At 47.3% G+C, this 20,681-nt stretch carries 11 protein-coding genes and 3 tRNA genes; 12 read left to right on the forward strand and 2 right to left on the reverse strand.

The annotated features are described in order from the left end of the window. The first annotated feature begins 1 nt into the window (after position 1). The 10 genes from murD to AMD24_RS01795 all read left to right on the forward strand — a co-directional run bounded on the left by murD (position 2) and on the right by AMD24_RS01795 (position 14,033). The gene (gene murD / locus AMD24_RS01745) at positions 2 to 1,336 is read left to right on the forward strand and encodes a UDP-N-acetylmuramoyl-L-alanine--D-glutamate ligase (protein WP_148565171.1); all 1,335 of its coding nucleotides are present in this window, start codon (positions 2 to 4) and stop codon (positions 1,334 to 1,336) included. 725 nt (positions 1,337 to 2,061) lie between these two features. Then, positions 2,062 to 3,210, forward strand: coding sequence for a putative lipid II flippase FtsW (gene ftsW, locus AMD24_RS01755; protein WP_062100403.1), 1,149 nt, complete (start codon positions 2,062 to 2,064; stop codon positions 3,208 to 3,210). 11 nt (positions 3,211 to 3,221) lie between these two features. Next, positions 3,222 to 4,307 (forward strand): undecaprenyldiphospho-muramoylpentapeptide beta-N-acetylglucosaminyltransferase, encoded by a 1,086-nt coding sequence (gene murG, locus AMD24_RS01760; RefSeq protein WP_062100404.1) that lies wholly within the window; start codon positions 3,222 to 3,224, stop codon positions 4,305 to 4,307. Then, positions 4,304 to 6,604 (forward strand): UDP-N-acetylmuramate--L-alanine ligase, encoded by a 2,301-nt coding sequence (gene murC, locus AMD24_RS01765; protein ID WP_062100405.1) that lies wholly within the window; start codon positions 4,304 to 4,306, stop codon positions 6,602 to 6,604. The genes murG and murC overlap by 4 nt, the downstream gene beginning before the upstream one ends. A 6-nt stretch (positions 6,605 to 6,610) precedes the next feature. Further along, entirely contained in the window at positions 6,611 to 7,549 is a 939-nt protein-coding gene (locus tag AMD24_RS01770) for a D-alanine--D-alanine ligase family protein (protein ID WP_082383002.1), read from the forward strand. 50 nt (positions 7,550 to 7,599) lie between these two features. Then, positions 7,600 to 8,460: a cell division protein FtsQ/DivIB gene (locus AMD24_RS01775; protein ID WP_158404341.1), complete on the forward strand. Its 861-nt coding sequence runs from the start codon at positions 7,600 to 7,602 to the stop codon at positions 8,458 to 8,460. Between the two features lie 46 nt (positions 8,461 to 8,506). After that, entirely contained in the window at positions 8,507 to 9,733 is a 1,227-nt protein-coding gene (ftsA, locus tag AMD24_RS01780) for a cell division protein FtsA (protein WP_062100408.1), read from the forward strand. Positions 9,734 to 9,835: 102 nt separating this feature from the next. Next, positions 9,836 to 11,176 (forward strand): cell division protein FtsZ, encoded by a 1,341-nt coding sequence (locus AMD24_RS01785; protein WP_062100409.1) that lies wholly within the window; start codon positions 9,836 to 9,838, stop codon positions 11,174 to 11,176. A gap of 34 nt (positions 11,177 to 11,210) precedes the next feature. Then, positions 11,211 to 13,778: an ATP-dependent chaperone ClpB gene (gene clpB, locus AMD24_RS01790; RefSeq protein ID WP_062100410.1), complete on the forward strand. Its 2,568-nt coding sequence runs from the start codon at positions 11,211 to 11,213 to the stop codon at positions 13,776 to 13,778. A 170-nt stretch (positions 13,779 to 13,948) separates the two neighbouring features. After that, positions 13,949 to 14,033 (forward strand) — tRNA-Leu (locus AMD24_RS01795). Positions 14,034 to 14,056: 23 nt separating this feature from the next. Here AMD24_RS01795 and AMD24_RS01800 read toward each other — a convergent pair. After that, positions 14,057 to 14,139: transfer RNA gene (locus AMD24_RS01800), tRNA-Tyr, on the reverse strand. A gap of 2,173 nt (positions 14,140 to 16,312) precedes the next feature. Between AMD24_RS01800 and AMD24_RS01815 the strand changes: the two genes are divergently transcribed. Beyond that, positions 16,313 to 16,394: transfer RNA gene (locus AMD24_RS01815), tRNA-Leu, on the forward strand. 602 nt (positions 16,395 to 16,996) lie between these two features. Then, entirely contained in the window at positions 16,997 to 18,784 is a 1,788-nt protein-coding gene (gene typA, locus AMD24_RS01825) for a translational GTPase TypA (RefSeq protein ID WP_062100414.1), read from the forward strand. 145 nt (positions 18,785 to 18,929) lie between these two features. Here typA and ispG read toward each other — a convergent pair whose 3' ends face one another. Next, a complete protein-coding gene (gene ispG, locus AMD24_RS01830; RefSeq protein WP_062100415.1) occupies positions 18,930 to 20,678 on the reverse strand; it encodes a (E)-4-hydroxy-3-methylbut-2-enyl-diphosphate synthase in 1,749 nt (582 codons plus the stop codon). Between the last annotated feature and the right edge of the window lie 3 nt (positions 20,679 to 20,681).

Below are 20,681 nucleotides of genomic sequence, written 5' to 3' on the forward strand. Positions count from 1 at the left end.
GATGAGGAAAAAAGCGGCTATCTTGGGAATAGGATGCAGTGGAGAAGCGGCTGCAAGGCTTCTGCATACTCATGGCTGGTTAGTTACTAGCCTCGATAGCTCTGCTTGCACGTCGATACGTACCCGCATTCAGACACTCCCCAAAAAGGGAATGGCCTTTATTATCGGAGCAGAGGCAGACGTCGATCCTGCTTCCTACGACCTTTGTGTGCTTAGTCCAGGTATTAAGCTAGCAAGTCCGATTGCACAAAATATTCTACGTAAGCAAATTCCCATTATCAGTGAGATTGAGTTAGCTTTTAGGAAATGCCAAGTTCCTGTCATTGCCGTTACTGGAACTAATGGGAAGAGTACTACCGCCAAGCTGATAGAAACCCTACTTAATCGCTGTGGGACCCACTCCCGCGCCTGTGGGAACATCGGACCCCCATTTTCTGAAATTGTCGCCCAACCGCGCTCTGATCTACACGCCGTAATAGTAGAAGTGAGTTCCTTCCAACTAGAGACTATCCATAGTTTCCATCCTCACATTGCCGTATGGTTAAATCTCAGTCGGAACCATTTGGACCGGTACCATAGTATGGAAGAATATCGTCAAGCTAAGCTTCGCATTTTTCTTAACCAAACTTCAGAGGATTTTGCTGTAGTAAACGCCAGGGATAGACTTCCTAATCTTGCAGCAAAGTCGATCACTTTCAGTGCAGAGGATCTCACAGCAGATTTCATTAAGAGAGAGTCTCAGATTCTCTTCCGAGGCACTCCCATACTAGATCAGGGTCATACCCCCCTCCGTGGTAGCCACAACACTGAAAATCTTATGGCTGCGCTAGCAACGGGCTATTGCCTTGGTCTCTCATTTGGAGATATGGCGCGTGCAGCTTGCCTGTACTCACCACTTGAACACCGTTGTGAGTTTGTTTGCCGACTGAATGGTACCTGCTGGATTAATGATTCCAAATCTACAAATTTGGCTGCTTTAGAAAGGGCCATCCAATCCCAAACTGCCCCCCTGGTCCTTATTGCAGGAGGAAAAGACAAAGGATTTGAGTTTGATTTCCTTGCTCCCTTGGTAAGGGAGAGAGTGAAAATAGCCATACTCATTGGAGAAATGCGCCACCGAATCGCAATTTCCTGGCAAGCCACGCCTTCTAAAATCTCAGAAACACTAGAAGATGCTGTCTGCTTAGCGGCAAGACTCTCTGCTCCAGGTGATATCGTTCTGTTTTCTCCTGGAACCTCCTCCACTGATATGTTCTCTAGCTATGAAGAACGCGGAAGACATTTCAAGAAGCTTGTTTACGCCCTACCAGGGCAACCAATTCGTTGTCACGTGTGATGAACCCGAGAGTACCCGTCCGTTTGCAGCCACGTCGCCCATCTGCTCATTTTCTTAAAAAGAAAGCCAACTCCTTACGTCCAGCGACATCTGACTCAGATAAGAGAAGCTTGTACGGAACGGAAGAAAATAACTTAAGACTTGCGCACATTTTTTTTGTCATACTTGTTCTTCACCTTATCCTGGTTATCGGGATTTGCCTCTTTAACTATTTTATGAGGGCTAAGAAAACACTAAAACTCTCGGTAACCTCTCATGATGTGACCTTCTCATATCTTGCGCCTCCTGAAGGAGGCGCAAGGGGAACGTAGCCAAGAGCAATTGCAATCGATTTTACGCATCCCGTTTTCCTATCCAGCAGAGGATGGAGATAGACGGAAAGCTAATCTTCCGGTCGATACTTTATCGACTTCCGCCAATGTCCTATTTCCTACTGCTGCTAGCAAGACACTAAACTCAATACACCACTGTAGATTACCGCTGCCCTTTCCAACATCTTCCCCAACGCTGAACACTTTCGGAATCCCACTAGGAGGACAGATATGGAGGGACCAGCCAAAAAGCAAAGGGTTGCCTCTATCTTCACTTACTGCATACCCTCAAAAGAAGATTAGAGGCAGGGTTTTAGTTACTTAGACATGCCAAGACCCTATAAACTCCAAGTTGGCACAAAACTAAAAGTGCCACCGTGAAAAGAGTACTTAACGCCTCTCCTTGCTTCTGTCATGAACTTCCTCTACAAACGCGGTGCATACATCCTGCTTACTGCGGTTGCAGTGTTATTGGTGCTAGGGATCATTGTATTATTTAGCACCAGTGCCTTTGCCAAGGAGAGCCACGGAGATATGTACTATTTTGTTAAGCGGCAACTCCTATGGTTGGTGATTGGGATAGTACTTTGTGTAATAGCCTCTCTAATAGATTACCACTGGTGGGAAAAAACATGGTGGATCTGGCTAGTTGGAGGAACGCTCCTATTGGTACTATGTTTCGTCCCGCCGGTTGGGATAAAGATCAATGGCTCGTGGCGGTGGGTCAGCCTGCGGATTGTGACCTTCCAGCCTAGCGAAATCGGTAAATTAGCGGTAGCGATTTTTTTGGCCTGGTGGTTCTCCAAATTCAGGTGTCGTTCTGACGATTTACTTGTGGGTTTCCTTTTTCCAGTAGTCATTGCAGGCATTCCCACGGCACTGATTGCCAACGAGGTAGATTTGGGAACTACGGTACTTATTCTCGGTACAGCGTTTCTCATCATGTTTGCGGCTGGGATTAGCCTTTACCGGTTGGTTCCACTCACTATCATCGGATTAGGAGTAGTTCTCTATGTCGCTGTTCATATCCACGAACGTGCAGGTCGTCTAACAGCGTTTTTGCATCCTGAACAATATCGCTTAGAGGAGGGGCTACAGCAGTGGCAGGCTCTAATTGCCTTTGGTTCTGGGGGAATTACAGGGTTAGGATTAGGAGAGGGTCGGCAAAAGTATTCTTATCTCCCATATGCTCACACAGATTTTATCTTCGCTATGATTGGGGAAGAGATTGGCCTCATTGCAACACTTACAATTGTCCTTTGCTACCTCCTTATCTTCCTGTGCGGGGCGCTGATTTCTTTTAACGCTAGGGATTACTTTGGTATCCTTCTTGGGTTTGGACTAACTGTACTCATTACCCTTCAAGCAATGATCAACATAGGTGTTTCTATTTCCCTGTTGCCTAATAAGGGAATGCCCCTGCCGTTTATTAGTTACGGCGGCTCAAATATGGCTATTTGTCTCTCTATGGTGGGCATTTTGCTGAATATCTACCGTATGGGCTACCCTCTTTCTTCCATGTCCCCGTGCCTTCTAGTTACTTCGCATGCCTGTAAAAACTAAATAGGTCCTTGATGAAAATTGCGATTGCATGTGGAGGATCAGGTGGCCACCTATTTCCAGGCCTCGCTGTTGCCAAAGCTTTAAGTGAGCGTCATCATGAGATCCTTTTGCTAATTTCGGAGAAGGAAATCGATTCCGTTGCATTGCAGGCACATTCGGAATTTTCCTTTGAAAAACTACCTTCGATTAGTCTTCCTTCTACTCTTTCTCCAGCACTCATCCATTTTTTGCGGCTTACCTGGAAAGGTCTTGCGAAGTGCCGTAGGATACTTAGCCGTTACCAGCCCAGAGTGGTTTTGAGCATGGGTGGGGGCACCTCTGCAACTTTGGTTATCGCTGCCAAAGCAGCTGGGATTCCGTCTTGTGTCCATGAGTCTAACTCCGTTCCTGGACGAGCCAATCGATTAGGTTCAAAACTTACTTCCCATGTACTATTAGGATTTTCAGAGTGTAGAGCCCACTTTCCAAGAGTGGAGTGCACGGTGACAGGTATCCCCATACGCACAGCTCTCACTAGACCTATCCCCAGAGAACAGGCTCTCACTAACCTCCAGCTGGACCCTTTACGGAAAACACTCTTAGTAGTCGGTGGTAGCCAGGGAGCTTCTAGTATCAATCAACTTCTCTTTCATGCGGCTCCACTTTTGCGTAACATGCGCCTCCAGATTATCCACTTTACTGGAAAGCGAGACGACTACCCAATTGCCTCCAACTACTTGCAGGAAAACATTCCAGCCTACGTGGCTGGCTTCCACCACAATATGGAACAGGCCTTCTCCTGCGCCGATCTCGTTATTTCTAGGGCAGGTGCTTCCACCCTAAGCGAAATTTCCTACTTCGGCCTTGCCAGCATACTTATCCCTTATCCCTTTGCGAGGGACAACCACCAAGAGGGTAATGCTGCCGTCTTCGTCCGTGCAACCGCTGCAGAAATGCTTCTAGAGTCGGATGCCACCCCAGAAACCCTTACTAGGCTCATCGTAAACCTACTGAACGATGAATACCGTAGACAGTGTATGGCCCAACACGCAAGAAAAGTATTTCCTCACAATTCTACTCAACGGATTGTCGATACAATCGAAAAAATTGGGAAATGATTACCACAAGCTACTTAGCCTCTCTTCTCCTCGTGGATGTACCTCTTCGCATCCATCTTATCGGAGTCGCTGGGTCCGGCATGAGTGCGTTAGCAGTCCTGCTCCTGGCATTGGGCCACCGTGTCAGTGGATCTGATAAGGTGGACACACTCGAAATCCGACAGCTAACTCAGTTGGGATTGGTATTTGAAACTCCTCACCGCGCAGAACATGTTCGTGGAGTAGACCTTGTAGCACAATCCTCTGCAGTCAAACCTGGCAACGTAGCATTAGATGAAGCTATTCGTTTGGGCATTCCTATAGCAAGAAGGGCAGATATACTGGCAGCAATCATGACGTACAAGAGAGGCATTCTAGTTTGTGGTATGCATGGGAAAACTACCACTACGGCCATGGCTGCACATGTCCTTCGCCTAGGTGGACTGAAACCTTGCCATTATGTGGGGGCAGACATCCCCATTCTTGGGGCAAACGCACGATGGGACTCTGAGAGTGAATATTTTGTTGTAGAGGGAGATGAAAGCGACGGCAGTCTTACTACCTACTTTCCAGAACACGCTCTTGTACTTAATGTCGAGCCAGAGCATCTTGACTTTTATCAAGATCAGGACGCTATTGACGACGTCTTTTCCCGTTTGATAGCCCAAACCTCCGGTTGGACATTCTATTGTGCAGATGACGCCGGCGCAAGGCGCGTCTGTACGTCTCACCCAAGAACTGTTTGTTATGGTACCAACGCCTCTTGTGACTACTGGATGGAGCTTTTTTCGAGCAGCAGAAATGGCGGGATCCTTACCCAACTTGCTATTTATCACCGTAAAAGCTTTCTTGGCAACATACAGCTAAATGTTCCTGGACGACATAACGCTCTCAACGCGCTTGCCGTAACTGCACTCGCCATGGAGTTAGGAGTGCCTTTCGATCTTATTGCAGCAGCCCTCCGATCCTTTCGCGGCGCAAAACGCCGCTTCGAAATTAAGTTTCAAGATAGCCTACAAATAATAGTAGATGACTATGGACATCATCCAACGGAGATCCAGGCTACACTTTCCACTGCCCGGTCATTCGGATTTCAGAGGATAATCGTTATGTTTCAGCCACACCGTTACTCTCGTACACAGGCGTTATATAGACAGTTTGGCACAGCGTTTTATGGAGCTGACTATGTACTGGTGACAGACATCTATCCTGCCGGGGAAGAGCCAATTCCTGGCATCTCCAGCCAAACCATTGTGGAGGCTCTACAGAAAGCAGGACATCCTCGTGTTCAATCCCATTCCTCCATAGCTACTATCCATCAGCAAGTAGGGAGAAATCTTCTGGAAAGAGATCTCGTTATAAGCCTTGGCGCTGGAGATATTTATGAAGCTAGTAATCGTTTAGCCAAAGATTTGACAATGCGTAAACGTTTGCTTACGGCCATGGGACCAGGTTCCATTCGTCTTTACGAACCTATGAGTAAACACACTACTCTTCGTGTAGGAGGTCCCGCCCAATTCTGGGTAGAACCCCAGACAGAAGAGGGATTCATAGACCTCGTGCGGCTTTGCTCCACTGAGAATATCCCGCTTACGGTGATTGGGAGAGGTTCTAATCTCCTGGTGAGGGATGGGGGTATTCCCGGCGTGGTAGTCCATCTTGGACATGGGCAATTCCTCCAGAGTCAACCAAATGGCCACAGCATCGTAGCAGGTGCCGGAGTGCGTTTTAAGCAGATAAGCTGTATGGCCTATCGCTTTGGCATTGGGGGGTTTGAGTGGATGGAAGGTATTCCTGGGAGTTTAGGAGGAGGACTTCGAATGAATGCAGGTGCCATGGAAGTACAGCTTTTTGACCAAGTCGTTTGCGTTAGATGCTGTGATCAAAAGGGGAACATCTTGATCAAGACCCCTCCAGAACTTAACGTCCACTACCGCAACACCCCCGACTTCGCTTGTCATTACGTTCTTTCTGCAACCCTACAAGGTTATGCTTCTTCTCCAAAAGAGATTGATCACCGGCTGAGAGAGTCAAAAAGAAAGAGGCACCAATCTCAGCCCATTGCAGCTAGTGCTGGTTGTATCTTTAAGAATCCTAGAGAAGTACCTGCAGGGAAACTTATTGAGGAATTAGGACTTAAAAACTTTTCTATCGGCAAAGCACGCATTTCCGAAATCCATGGTAACTTTATTGTCAATGATGGCTCTGCTTCTGCAGGAGAAATTCTGACCCTTATTAAGGAAATCCGTACTATCGCTAAGCGGGAAAGGGGAATTGAACTCCAGACAGAAGTCCAAATCGTTGGAGAAAACCTCTAGGTCCGCATGAGAAATTACCAACGCCTTTTACAAGTAGACCGCTCTTCCCTGAAAGGGATGCATTTTGTTGTTCTCAAGGGCGGTCCTGGAAAAGAGCGGGCAATCTCTCTGCAATCGGGTGCCTCGGTAGCAGATGCTTTGCGCTCGCGACAGTACTATGTTACCGAGATCGATGTCACCAAAGACCTAGACTTACCTAAGGGCACAGATCTTGTTTTTAATACGATTCATGGAACATTTGGGGAGGACGGTTGCTTACAGGATCTCCTTGAGGAAAGAGGAGTTCCGTTTACTGGAGATGGAGCTGCAGGCTGCCGGCTGGCATTCGACAAAATCCTTGCTAAAAGACGGTTTGTTAGAGCTGGAATCCCTACGTCTCCCTTTGAGGTACTGTCTTCTGGAGAACAGCCTTCCTTTGCACCACCCTTTGTACTTAAGCCCCCCTGCCAAGGGTCTTCGATCGGCGTACATGTAGTGCATAACCGGCAACAAATACCCTTAGCTATGGAAAATGTCCTGAAATACGGCGACAAGGTCCTGCTAGAGTCCTTTTTTTTAGGTAGGGAGCTTACTGTGAGCGTTGTTGCGAACACGGTGCTTCCAATAGTTGAGATTGTATCCACAAATGGAGTATACAGCTACGAAAACAAATATGTGTCTGGGAGATCTGAGTATTTCGCACCAGCACGCCTCAGCAGTGATCATACCGCAGCAACTATGGATACAGCTCTAGCAGCCCATCAAGCGCTTGGATTACAACTTTGCTCCCGTGTAGACATTCTTCTTAGCGAGGAAGGAAGATTGAATGTCTTGGAAGTCAACACTATCCCTGGCATGACACCCTTTAGCCTTATGCCACGGGCAGCCGCAGCAATTGGGATCGATTTATCCTTACTCTGTGAGATCATAGCTGTAATTTCCCTGCAAAAGTGGAAAAAAGCGTGAAGCCTCTGCTTTTTTCGTCTCCCTCCCGTGCGCGCCAGAGATCTACTCTATTGAAGGTACGGGTGTGCCGGGAGACCAGTCGCAGGCGTCGTGTAGCTTGGATTTTTAACACTATTTGGAAATTCCTCTTTTTCACGTCTTTGCTAATTGGGGGCTGGGCCGGGACTAGCAGACTGCTTACTAAATTTTTCTACACAAACCCCTGCTATAGTATTTGCCACGTCCATGTTGATTCCGAGAATGTTTTCTCAGATGAGGAAATATTTGCTTCCACAGGGTTCCATTTTGGAGATAACATCTTCTCCGTCGACCTGGAAAGTGCGCGTAAGAAACTGCTTGCCATTGGGCAGATACGAAATGTAATTCTCAGACGTGTATTGCCGGACACGCTGCGGATTTCGATTCGGGTCAGGGAGCCTGTGGCATGGTTGGTTTCTGAGGTGGAAGATCAAAAGAGAATGCCTCGCCACGTCCCTGTCGGCTCACTTCTCTTAGAAGCAGCAGGCACTTTTTATGAGCCGACTCGTGTCCTTCCCAGATATCTTTCTCTGCCCATTATCCAGGGGGTAAACCAGGAACTTTTAGCTTCTGGGGACCCGTTAGTAGCGGAGGATTTGCTCCACGCCCTTGATTTGCTACGCCTGGCCGCGGCGCGGCGCAATCCTCCTATTTCGCTTCGCCTTTTAGATCTATCAGCGGGGTATTGCATCCGAGCACTGGGAGAATCTGATGAAGCCATTACTTTTTCAACTCAAGACTTCGAAGCACAATTAGATCGACTGCAAGAGCTCATGAAGGTCTGTGAACACTCTGGAAGGCGAATTGCAAGTGTTAACCTTTTTGTCCACCGGAATACCCCCGTACGATTTTTCGGAAAATCAGGCAAGTATCCTTTTTTTCCAACAGAATAGAGAGAATAATCATGTTTTCCTCTTCTACTCGTTAGAACGAAACCAGATGGGAAAAAACCAAGTTCTTGTTGGAATAGAAATCGGTACTAGTAAAGTATGCACCGTTGTTGCCGAGGGATGCGGGAACGATGGAGTGCGACTCCTCAGCGTGGGGAAAATACCATCCAAGGGTGTTCGCAAAGGAGAGATCGTGGATTTTCCCACAGCAGTCAGGTGTGTTCATGAGGCACTAGCAGATGCAGAAGAAAAAAGTGATGTAGAAATTGATAGTGTTTGGGCGGCAGTTACTGGGAGCCATATTGTTAGCTTTAACAGCCGTGGAGCTATTAGGATTCCAGAAAATAGGGCAGAAATCGATTTAGAGGACCTTTCCGACGTGGAGACGAATGCTAAGGAAATATGTTTACCTCCACAACATGATTTCCTTCACGCAATTATCCAGCACTACTATGTGGATGGGAAGGATGGCATTCTCGATCCCGTTGGCATGGTTGGAACGTGCCTAGAAGCTGATTTTCATATTGTTCACGGCGTTACTACTCGTTTGCAAAACACTGTCCGGTGTATCCGTGAAGCTGCCGTTGAGGTAGAGAACATTGTCCTGAGTGCCTTAGCATCTGCCCAAACTGTTTTGGCTCCTCAGCAAAAAGAATTGGGAGCTCTTGTCGTAGATATAGGTGGTGGTGTGACGGACTATATCCTTTATGTTAATGGTGTTGTCCGCCACAGTGGGGTATTAGCTATTGGCGGCGACCATGTTACTAGTGATATTTCTATGGGACTCCATATTCCCATTCAGAAGGCAGAAGAGCTTAAGGTAGAGGTTGGTTCCACTTCCTTGGAAGCTGCCCTCCCTGGGGATACTGTACTCTTAAAAAGCAGCTCTGGGTTTCCTGGATGTGAGGTAGAACGGCACGTACTAAATACCATTATCCATGTCCGTGTTAGAGAGCTTTTTGAAATTCTTAAAAAGAGAGTACAGAATGAATGCTCCCTCCATATGCTTGGCGCAGGTATCATTCTCAGTGGGGGATGCAGCCTCCTGCAAGGGATAAAGAGTCTTGCTGAAGAAGTTTTTGAAATACCTGTATACCTTACCCATGCTAATACAGCAGATCACGTCTCCGCTTTTGAAAATCCACGACTCTCGACAGTAATCGGCCTACTCAAGTATGTTCACACTATCCAAACTGGTCTTCCACAACCAACTTTGCTTCAAAGGCTTGGCCGCAGAGTAGGGATGCTTTTTGGGAAACGACGAACACTGGCCTAGGAACAACCTGGCAGTCTTCGGTGGATCGTGTTAGGAACACTGTGGGTACCCTCCCCTTTAAAGGCTTGCTGAGCTCTTTTTTCTGCACGTAATTTTTGTTGCATGTTGGAGATCCAAAAAGCTTCGGAAGCGTATAGCGGAGAGGGAATAAAAGTAAAGATCGTGGGGATAGGAAACGCTGGTATCGATCTTGTAGATCGATTTACTACTGGGCGTGCTGCCCAATGGGAGACTGTTGCGATCAACACTGATTTTCAATCATTGGCTTATTCAATGGCAGATTCCAAGATCCCTATTGGCACAAAGACAACCCACGGTTTGGGAACTGGTAGTAATCCAGAATTGGGGAGGGAAGCAGCCATAGAATCACAAGCCGCCTTTCAAGCCGTTGGAGAGAGCACAACCATGATCATCGTATGCGCTGGGTTGGGAGGTGGAACTGGTTCGGGTGTAGTACCCGTTTTGTTGGAGACAGTACGCGCCCATGGCGCACTTACTGTGGCACTTCTCACCCTACCATTCGATTTTGAAGGCACAAGACGCACGCGACAAGCAATGGATGCCCTTGAAAAAGTCCGCTCCTCTACTGATGCAATCCTGGTTTTTGAGAACAACCGTATGTCAGAGGTCACACAGTCGAGAGCAAATATCGGAGAAACATTCTCCCAATCCAGGGGCTTTCTTGTACAAGCCTGTACCACAATTGCAAGGCTCATTTTTGGCACAGGTCCTATGCAAACTACCCTAGGAGATCTTGCAGTTGTTCTTCGCCCGAACAATGATAGTATCTCTCTCTTTGGTTTTGGAGCAGCCGAGGGAAGTAACCGGGCTCATGACGCCCTTTCCTACGCTTTGGAAAATCCCTTTATGGATCATGGGCGTCTCCTTACTGATGTAGAACGTCTTTTGGTCTACATTGATGGTCCTTCTAATCTTTTACTTTCTGAAGTACAAACTATCGTTCAAAAAGTTTCGAAATCCTGTAACGATTCTGCCCGTATTTTACTAGGAATACAGGCCGCAGGTCTATCCTCCGTTCCTGTTACGGTATCCTTGTTAGGAACGTGCCGTGGTACTCATTCTATACTTCTACCCAAAGGTAGACCCTTTCCTTCTGACACCGCTGTGCCACCAGTTACTCCCTTTATGTCTCAGGAGGTAGCCACTTTAAGTTGTACTACTCTGGCCACTACTTCGAAAGATACCTACCCAGAAGGAAAATTTTCCTCTACACAAACGCAGGCATTTTCCTCTTCCAAAGCTGGCACATTAGAATTCCGGCCAAACAAGGAAGCATGTAAACATTCAATGAAGTCAGGACGGAAACAGTTTCCGTTTAACTTAACAACTCATGGAAGGTTTGAGAAAACTGAGCCTACCCTAGTAGAGGGTGAAGACATTGACGTCCCCACTTTCTTGCGCATGAAAATTAGACTCAAGTAGCACATGTCACCCTGATAGCTTTCTCATAACCACTATGCACCCAGACAAATACACCATTAAAATGCAAGAAGCCTTTAACAGCGCTCTTAGTATTGCTTCTACGTTTGACCACCAGCAGCTTACTCCGGAACACCTCCTTCTTAGTCTTCTAAGACAAAAAAATGGGGTTGCTACTCTACTCCTAGAAAAATTGGGTGTTTATCCCGGTAACCTTGAGCAACAACTGGAGAGGAAGCTTAAAACCCTGCCAAGTGTTTACGGTGGAGTTGGCCCACACATAGGTGATCAGCTGCGCAAGACCATGCAAGTTGCTGAGGAGGAAATGGAAAAACTTCAGGACGCGTTCCTAAGCGCTGAGCACTTCATTCTCGCGCTGATTAATGGTGAATCACAAAGCGGGCACTTGCTGAGAGCAGAAGGTGTAGACCGCCAAAAGATAATGGGAGTGTTGGCAAGTACGCGTGGTTCCCAGAGAGTTATAGATCAAAGCCCAGAGGATAAATATCAGATCCTAGAAAAGTATGGGCGTGATCTTACTGCGCTCGCCAGTCGTGGTAGAATCGATCCCGTCATTGGACGAGACGAGGAAATTCGCCGTACCATGCAGGTTCTTTCTCGCCGTACGAAGAACAACCCAGTTCTCATTGGAGAGCCCGGTGTGGGGAAAACCGCCATCGTGGAAGGTTTGGCACGGCGTATCGCCAGTGGAGATGTACCAGAAGCACTTAAGAACAAAAAAATCATTGCATTGGACTTGGGATCTATGATCGCTGGTGCCAAGTTTCGTGGAGAATTTGAGGATCGTCTAAAAGCTTTTCTAAAAGAAGTGACCACTAGAGAAGGGGGAATGATTCTCTTTATTGATGAACTCCACACTATTGTCGGGGCTGGAGCTACAGAAGGTGCTGTGGATGCTTCTAATCTCCTTAAGCCTCAACTAGCTAGGGGGGAACTCCATACTATTGGCGCCACGACGCTAAACGAATATCGAAAATACATTGAAAAGGACGCTGCTCTGGAGAGGAGATTCCAGCCAGTTATAGTCGATGAGCCTAGTGTTGAGGATACCGTAGCTATTCTCCGGGGATTAAAAGAGAAGTATGAGGTCCACCACGGGGTACGCATCCAGGATGCAGCTTTAATTGCAGCAGCTGTTCTTGCTCACCGTTACATTTCAGACCGTTTCCTCCCTGATAAAGCGGTCGATCTTGTTGATGAAGCAGCCTCTCGCCTCAAAATCGAGCTGGATTCCATGCCTACCGAAATTGATCAAGTTGAGCGGGAGATTATGCAGATGGAGATGGAACAGCAAGCTTTGAAGAAAGAAACAGACATTGTTAGCCAGGAACGCCTCACAAAGCTGGAAAAGGAGCTTTCTAGAAAGAAAGATATAGCATTTCAGCTTAAATCCCGCTGGAAAAAGGAGAGAGAAGAGATTAGGAAGACTCAGGGATTGGCTGAAGAGATCGACAAGCTACGTGGGGAGCTTGAAGTTAGACAACGTCAGAATAACCTCGAGCGTGCCAGTGAAATTCAGTATGGTCTCCTCCCGAAACTACAACGTCAACTTGGGGAGCTGACCGAGAAACAAGGTTCCTCCCCCACTCTTCTTAAGGAGGAAGTTACTGAAGATGATATAGCGGAAATTGTTGCTGCGTGGACAGGTATTCCGGTCTCCAGATTGCAGGAAACTGAAAAGCAAAAACTCCTTAAAATAGAAGAACGTCTTACACAGCGAATTGTTGGGCAAAAGACGGCCATTGTTGCAGTTTCCAATGCCATCCGGCGTGCGCGGGCAGGCTTACAAGATGAAAAGCGACCTGTTGGCTCTCTACTTTTCCTTGGACCAACCGGAGTTGGGAAGACCGAACTTAGCAAAGCTCTTGCTGAACTTTTATTTGACGATGAGAATACAATGGTGCGTCTAGACATGACTGAGTACATAGAAAAGCATAGTGTTTCCCGTCTTATTGGTGCCCCACCAGGATACGTAGGATACGAAGAAGGCGGACAGCTTAGTGAAGCTGTACGTCGAAGACCGTACTCCGTCGTTCTCTTTGATGAAATCGAGAAGGCTCATCGTGACGTATTCAGCATTCTTCTTCAAGTATTGGATGATGGTCGCATCACGGATGGGCAGGGCCATACTGTGGATTTCAAAAATGCCGTCATTATTATGACAAGCAACATCGGCAGCCAGTTTGTCATGGACGACCTACCAGAAGAAGAACGCAATCGCTGCATCATGGAAGCTTTATTCAAATATTTCCGTCCGGAATTCCTTAATCGAGTGGATGAAATCATTATCTTTAATCGACTTTCCAACGCTGACATCGAGAGAATTGTAGACATTCAAATCGCTTGCCTCTCTAGGAGAATGGAGCAACAGAAAATTTCTTTAGATTTAACCCTTGCTGGGCGTGCTTTTCTCGCTCATGAAGGCTACAGCCCGCTCTACGGAGCAAGGCCTCTCAAGCGTGTCATCCAGCATAAGTTGCTTGATCCGTTGAGCCTCGAGATTTTGGATGGGAAAATTCGTGAGGGTGATAGGCTGGTTGCAGATGTCCGAGGCGGCTACTTCTTTTTTTTAAAGAAAAAGTAACAACTACTTCCTTCTATGCTATTCGTTTAGCTTACTATAGAGTTGGCACTGTGGTTTGCCGGACAGCGTGCGGTTCCCTCCTCGGAGAAATTTCACATGAATCGGCTTTTCCAGGAGTCTACAAATTGGCTTTGTGCTCCCAAGTTGGGCCTACCGGTTGCCTTTCTATTGCTCGGGTGGCGGAATTGGCAGACGCGCCAGACTTAGGATCTGGTGGAGTAACAATCCGTGTGGGTTCGAGTCCCTCCCCGAGCATCAGAGTCTTACTCTTCAACTATTGGGCAGGGCTGGATTCGAACCAGCGAAGGCGTAAGCCAGCGGATTTACAGTCCGCCCCGTTTAACCACTTCGGTACCTACCCAAATAGAAAAGCGCCCGAGGTGCTATTGACACAACCCAGCCCGCTTCTAACCTACCAGATTCTCTCCCATAATTTTCTATTTGCTGCGTCCGAGAACGCACCCCACCCTCCCGGACCATGTATGATGCTACAACAAGTAGCTAAGGAATGTCTCGTCCCTTTTTGTGAAGGGAGAACCAAAAGAAGCAGATCACTCTAGTGACGGCTATAAGATAAGAAAGAGTCATCCGAGAAAGTCAATACAGCCTTTAGTTCAGCTATAGTTCAGCTATAGGTTACCCAGAAAGGGAAACTCCTGCCTTCTCAGGGATACCCTCTGCATACTCCCCAAATGGGAAGCAAGAAGAAAGTCCGCTTTATCGGAAAAGAAGAGCGATCCCGCTTTTCAGATAACTCAATGCTACAACCATGCCTAACTCGAAATGAAGAGCAACGGGGGTTAAGGTAACCACACATTGATTGGAATTTGGATCAAGTATTTTTGAGCCAGGAGGCAAAACAGTCCCAAAACCTTCAGAGACAAAACCTACAAGAAGCTGGTTGACACGCCCTATGCTACGTCATGGAGATTACCCCCCTAACATAGCGCATCCCTTGAAAAAATCTATTGCAAACTGGGTCTAGGCCCGCCTCTGCAGGAAACGTTTATCAGAAATTTCACTTCCCTATACTGGTATTCCTTGTGCTAGAATGGCTCGGAGAGCTCTGTTGCGGTCTAGCCGGACTGCGTGAGACTCTAGTGGGAGACGCCGATTTGAGTTGAGGGGACCCACATTGGTCGGTCGATACCAGGGAAACCTAAACGAGAAGCCAAGACGTTACTCTGCCCATGGAAAGCATGAGAGGCGGATTTTCCAAAAATGTGAAAGAGCATGCCGGTATCGGAGATATCCATGATTTGCACATCATCTGATACGATATAACGCTCAAATCGCGCTTTGAGAGAAGACAGCAGACAGCACGCCAGGTCAGCTTATATAACCCATGACCGCTGTGGGCCCCCCTCTGCTTAAATACCCAAGTCAGCAAGGAGCACATGTTTCCTTTAGGGGTCAACAGACAGCAAGGAATAGCCACACCAGCAATTAACCACCTTACGTAGATCATTGCTCAGCTGGGAATGAAGGCATCAGAGACAATTCACCTACAAGCTGAAGCCTCGCCTTTGGAGAGGGAGAAAGAAACCCACCAGACTGACGTAATTCTTTAAGAAGAGCTGCGTTTCAGCCTAGATCAGATCTTTTTCTCTCCAGAAAATCAAAGTAACCAAACTCTAAACAGGGGAGAACTTTCTGTGGCGGATACCCCAATTTCTAATGGAAAAACAGATTCAAACTGAAATCTCCTCTGGGCACAAAACACATCAGAAGAGTCCCTTCTAGGTGTAACGGGAATCCATTTGTAATCCTCTTTCCTAGCTGTTTTGTCAGCATCTAAAACTCCGGTCAGTTGTGAATCGTTTAGCAGCTCTTCCCAGAAGATTTCTAGTACCTCATGGAGTTTTGATGCTTTATGCCTAAAGCACAACTACCAGGACTGCACCTTGGCTGTGTCTCTTTATAGGGATAAAGCTTCACAACTTACGGTAAGGCCTTTCGAAAAGCACCGTGAGAAACTCGAGAGATCCTGAAGAAATGCCATCCCCGCACGCCAATAACTTTGAAACTTTCAGAGATCTACTTCCATTCCACCCACGACATTGGAAGTATGCATCCAGAAGAATTATCCGATGTATTTTCCGATGGCAGACCTCCAGCAGTTCAGGTTCCTCTGAAAACTCATCGGCTGGTTCTAGCTTCCTAGTTAGCATTACACCCTTTATTGACAGGGTCTCTCCAGGCCGCCAACACCGTTCATTGAAGCTGTTTCAGCAAAATCTTTCAGGAAAGGGTCACCAGAAATTTTCTTGCCATCAAATTATCTTTTTAGGAGACTCCCGGCGGGTTTTTGGGACGATGGAGGCCCTCCTCTTGGTCAGGTAAGCTTTCAGGAAAGGACGTCCCAGTTGCAAAGAGATGGCAGAAGATTGTGTACCTTAGTGTGTCTTTTTAAGAAAAGTTGGCAGAGCTTACAAAGCAGAAGGATAGCGGAAGCTTACCACTAATCTGCATTTATAAATAGATAAATAGCCGAGGGAATAAACAGGATTGTCGCTGGAGTCGGGTTATACATTGCTCATGTGGCGGAATTGGCAGACGCGTACGGTTCAGGACCGTATGGGAAAACCCTTGGAGGTTCGAGTCCTCTCATGAGCAGACATAAGTTGATAGGAGGTAATAGAATGGGAGAGTTGTCCCTAATTCTGGCTCAGGAGGAGGTTTGTCTAAACGGACCAACTGCTGTAGGAAGTACGTACCAACCAGAGCAACAGAGCCTTACCTTTTACTCCCACAAATTGTTTCACCTAGATTTTTCCATCTATCTTGGCCTGGTTGGCTTCATATCCTGAAGGGAGAGATGAAGCTGTGTTGGATTTTCCGAACTTCTCACCTCGTTGAAAGAAAAGGATTGCCGCTAAGAAGGTACGCCACTTAGGCTGTCGTTGCATGTAACTTTCCCTTTCCCCTCCCGGAAATGTAGCGAGTGTGGTCTACTATGGTGTGGAAAAAAACTTGTAGGCGTACTGGCTTGGCAAAAACGCTAGGGGGGCTAGCTAGTTCTCCTAGAGCGAGAAGGGTACGCGGAGAAACTGATGGTTATGGTGGTTATTTCATTTCCTTAGGAAAAGTGTGTGGAACAGAAATTGGGTCGCTTGTAATTGCATTCCCAAGATAGACTGAAGGCCCGGCTTCTTGTTGCCTGTCTTTCGTTGACAGTTCGATTTCCTAGGCCCACAGTGGGCGGCATTCTTAGGTATATGGAAGACATCCGGAACGTTGCGATTATTGCCCATGTCGATCACGGTAAGACCACTTTGATTGACCAGCTCCTTCTGCAATCAGGTACCTTTCGTCCTAATCAGAAAATGGACAAACGGGTTATGGATTTTATGGAGATTGAAAGGGAGAAGGGGATCACAATTTGTTCCAAAAATGCTGCCCTTCGCTGGAAAAATTTCCTTATCAATATCGTGGATACTCCAGGCCATGCTGACTTCGGTGGAGAGGTAGAGCGTGTTATGCAAACAGTAGACGGTGTCCTTCTAGTAGTGGATGCCCACGATGGCCCACAGGCTCAGACAAGGTTCGTGCTTCGTAAGGCGCTTACCCACAACCTAAAGCCCATTGTCGTCATAAACAAGGTTGACCGGGAAAATGCGCGTCCTCATAAGGTGTTAGATATGGTTTTCGAGTTGTTTTTGGAACTTGATGTAACTGACGAACAGCTGGATTTTCCTCACGTATATACGAGCGCCAAAATAGGATTTGCCAAAAGAGAATTAGACCACTCCTCCACTGATATGGGACCTCTCTTTGAGGCAATCGTTCGATATATCCCACCCCCTCATCCTTCAGCCAGAAGCTATTTCCAGTTCTTGGTTGCTAGTTTAGGTCACAGCGACTACCTAGGTAGGGTTGCTTACGGGCGTGTGGCTAGTGGTAAAATCCGTGTAGGGAAGCCCGTGTTTCGTCTTTGTCGGGATGGGCGCTGCCTACAAGGGAATGTCACTGCTCTCTTTGAATACAAAGGTCTGGAAAGAATGCAAATCCAGGAGGCTCTGGAGGGTCACATTGTAGGCCTTGCAGGTTTTGAAGATGTCCGTATTGGGGAAACTATTACTGAGTTAGAGGACGGCTGTGCTTTAGCTTTTGTAGATATTGACCCTCTTACCATCAGCATGCGAATCAGCGTTAACGATTCCCCTATGGCAGGTAGGGAAGGTAAATTTCTCACTGCCAGGCATATCCATGAGCGGCTCGTACGCGAAACTCGCGTAAATGTCTCCCTAAAAATGTTAGACACAGGGATGGCTGGACACTTTGAAATTCAGGCCAGAGGAGAGATGCAGGTTGCCGTGTTGGCTGAACAAATGCGTCGGGAGGGTTACGAGCTGATACTTTCAAGACCAGAAGCCGTCTACCAAAAGTCTGCGGACAACCTACTCGAGCCATTTGAGACTGTCCATGTAGACATCCCCTTGGAAAGTCTTGGAGGTATTCTTAGATCTTTTTCTCGCCGGAAGGCCGAAGTTGTTAAAATGCAGCATCATCCCAATTCTGTTTGCATTGAAGCTGTACTCCCGACTCGGGGACTGATTGGCCTTAAAACAGAGCTCGTTTCCCTTACCAGAGGACGTGGCGTGATAACTCACCTTTTTAAGGAGTACAGCTCCCACAAGGGAGAGATCCCTATCCAAAGAAGCGGCGGGGCGCTCATCTCTATGGAAGCTGGGATCTCTACCGGCTACGCGCTTAGCAACATTCAAGAACGTGGAAGACTCTTTATTGGACCACAAGAGGACATTTACATTGGTATGATAGTAGGAGAGCACTCCAGACCCGATGACATTACAGTCAACCCTTGTAAGGTAAAACACTTGACTAACATGCGAAGTCAAGGCGAAGGGAGAGGTCTCCGGCTTGATCCCCCAATAAAAATGGACCTGGAACGGGCTCTCGAATTCATTGGTCCTGATGAATACGTGGAAGTAACCCCAAGATCTCTTCGCCTTCGTAAGAAATCCTTGGGTCTATCTCATCCGTGATGAAGAGGGCGCGTTTTTCGTGTTGCTAGGTTGTGTCGTTTAACTCTTCTCTACGGTGTTTTCTTGTCTTGCACTTATCTTGCTCTTTCAAAAAAAGAGCTTCTCGCTCGAGATTACCCTCGCTCCAGTTCCTTGTTTTTTCCTATTAAGAAGACGGTTCCACCCACTTACCATGTTTGCGAATTAAATCCACGAGACAACTTACAGCCTCCTTCTCGGGGATGTTAAACTTAACTGGGGTCTTCCCAACGTAAAGGTTGACCTTACCAGGGGCACCACCTACATACCCGAAGTCTGCATCAGCCATTTCTCCGGGTCCGTTAACGATACACCCCATGATGGCAATCCGTACACCCTTAAGGTGTGAGGTTGCAGCCTTAACGTGCGATGTTATCTGCTGGAGATTAAAAAGAGTGCGTCCGCAAGAAGGACAAGCTACATAGTCTGTCTTAAATACCCTTGCTCCGGATGCTTGAAGAATATTGTAGGCAAGCCGTACGGATTGTTCGGACTCTTGTTCTCCTTGAACAAGGATAGCATTGCCAATACCGTCACAAACCAGGGAACCTATATGTATAGATGCCTCCAAGAGGGAAGAGAGAGGATCACGCTTGACCAGAGCAGGAAAAAGTGTGTCCTTTAAAAGGATAGGATGATACGCCGGAATGCGTGCGGCAAGTAGACGAAAAGCCCTGATGGGAGATAGGTCGATGCCATCCGCAACGGTGACAAGTCTGGGGGCAGTTTCTTCACAAAGGGCCTCTATGGCACGCTGATCTCTTGGATCTACGCTCTTTATTATCCCGGAATTCCCAAGCACAATCTCTGGCTGGTATTCTCCCATCTGAGGGAGCCGTTCTCTAAGAACATTCCACTTCCCCTCACTGGTAAAAACTCGAATAGGCTCTTCTCCACCCACAGGAACGCCATGAACAAAGATACGGTGCGCGGCCCGCCTACAGTAAGAAAAGTAATCAAAGGATGGCGGAAAGTCTCCAAGAGAGGAGACCTCATCTTTCTTGGAAAGAAAAGGATTAACCAATGCTTTGGCAAAGTGGATCTCATGGACGCTATCCTCCGTCAGGGAAACACGAACAGTATCTCCAATTCCATCGTAAAGGAGACTGCCAATGCCAATAGCACTTTTAATGCGCCCATCTTCTCCATCTCCAGCCTCTGTAACTCCTAAATGAAGGGGGTAATCCAGCCCCACTGCAGAAAGCCGTGTGACGAGGAGACGGTTGGCAGCGATCATCATTCTAGGACTGGACGCCTTCATAGAAAAGACAAAGTTGTGATAGCCAAGCCCCCGAGCAATGTTTGCAAACTCCATAGCACTCTCTACCATTCCAAGAGGAGTATCACCATAGCGGCTCATGATACGATCACTTAGTGATCCATGGTTAACGCCGATACGCATGGCAATCCCACGTGCTTTGCAGAATGCAACAAGAGGCTCAAACAGCTGCCCAACTCGCACCAACTCCATCCTATACTCCTCGTTAGTGTATTCTCGAACAGAAAACTTCTTTGAATCTGCGTAGTTACCTGGATTAATGCGAACTTTTTCTACCCATTTAGCGGCCTCCAAGGCTGCTCCAGGTTTAAAGTGAATATCGGCTACTAGCGGGATGGTACATCCTCTAGTTAAGAGCTTGCTCTTAATTGATCTGAGGTTATGCGCCTCCCTGACTGTAGGAGCTGTAATTCTCACTATCTGAGAACCAGCTGCAGCTAGTTCCATAGCTTCCCGCACAGAAGCCTCAGTATCCATGGTACCAGCCGTAATCATAGACTGAATACAGAGAGGATACCCTCCCCCAATGGTCACTTGACCCACACTGACCTCTCGTGTGGGCCGTTTCTGGTAGTAGAAAGCGGGAAACGCCTTCATTGG

Source organism: Candidatus Xiphinematobacter sp. Idaho Grape (assembly GCF_001318295.1).
Taxonomy (GTDB): Bacteria; Verrucomicrobiota; Verrucomicrobiia; order Chthoniobacterales; family Xiphinematobacteraceae; genus Xiphinematobacter.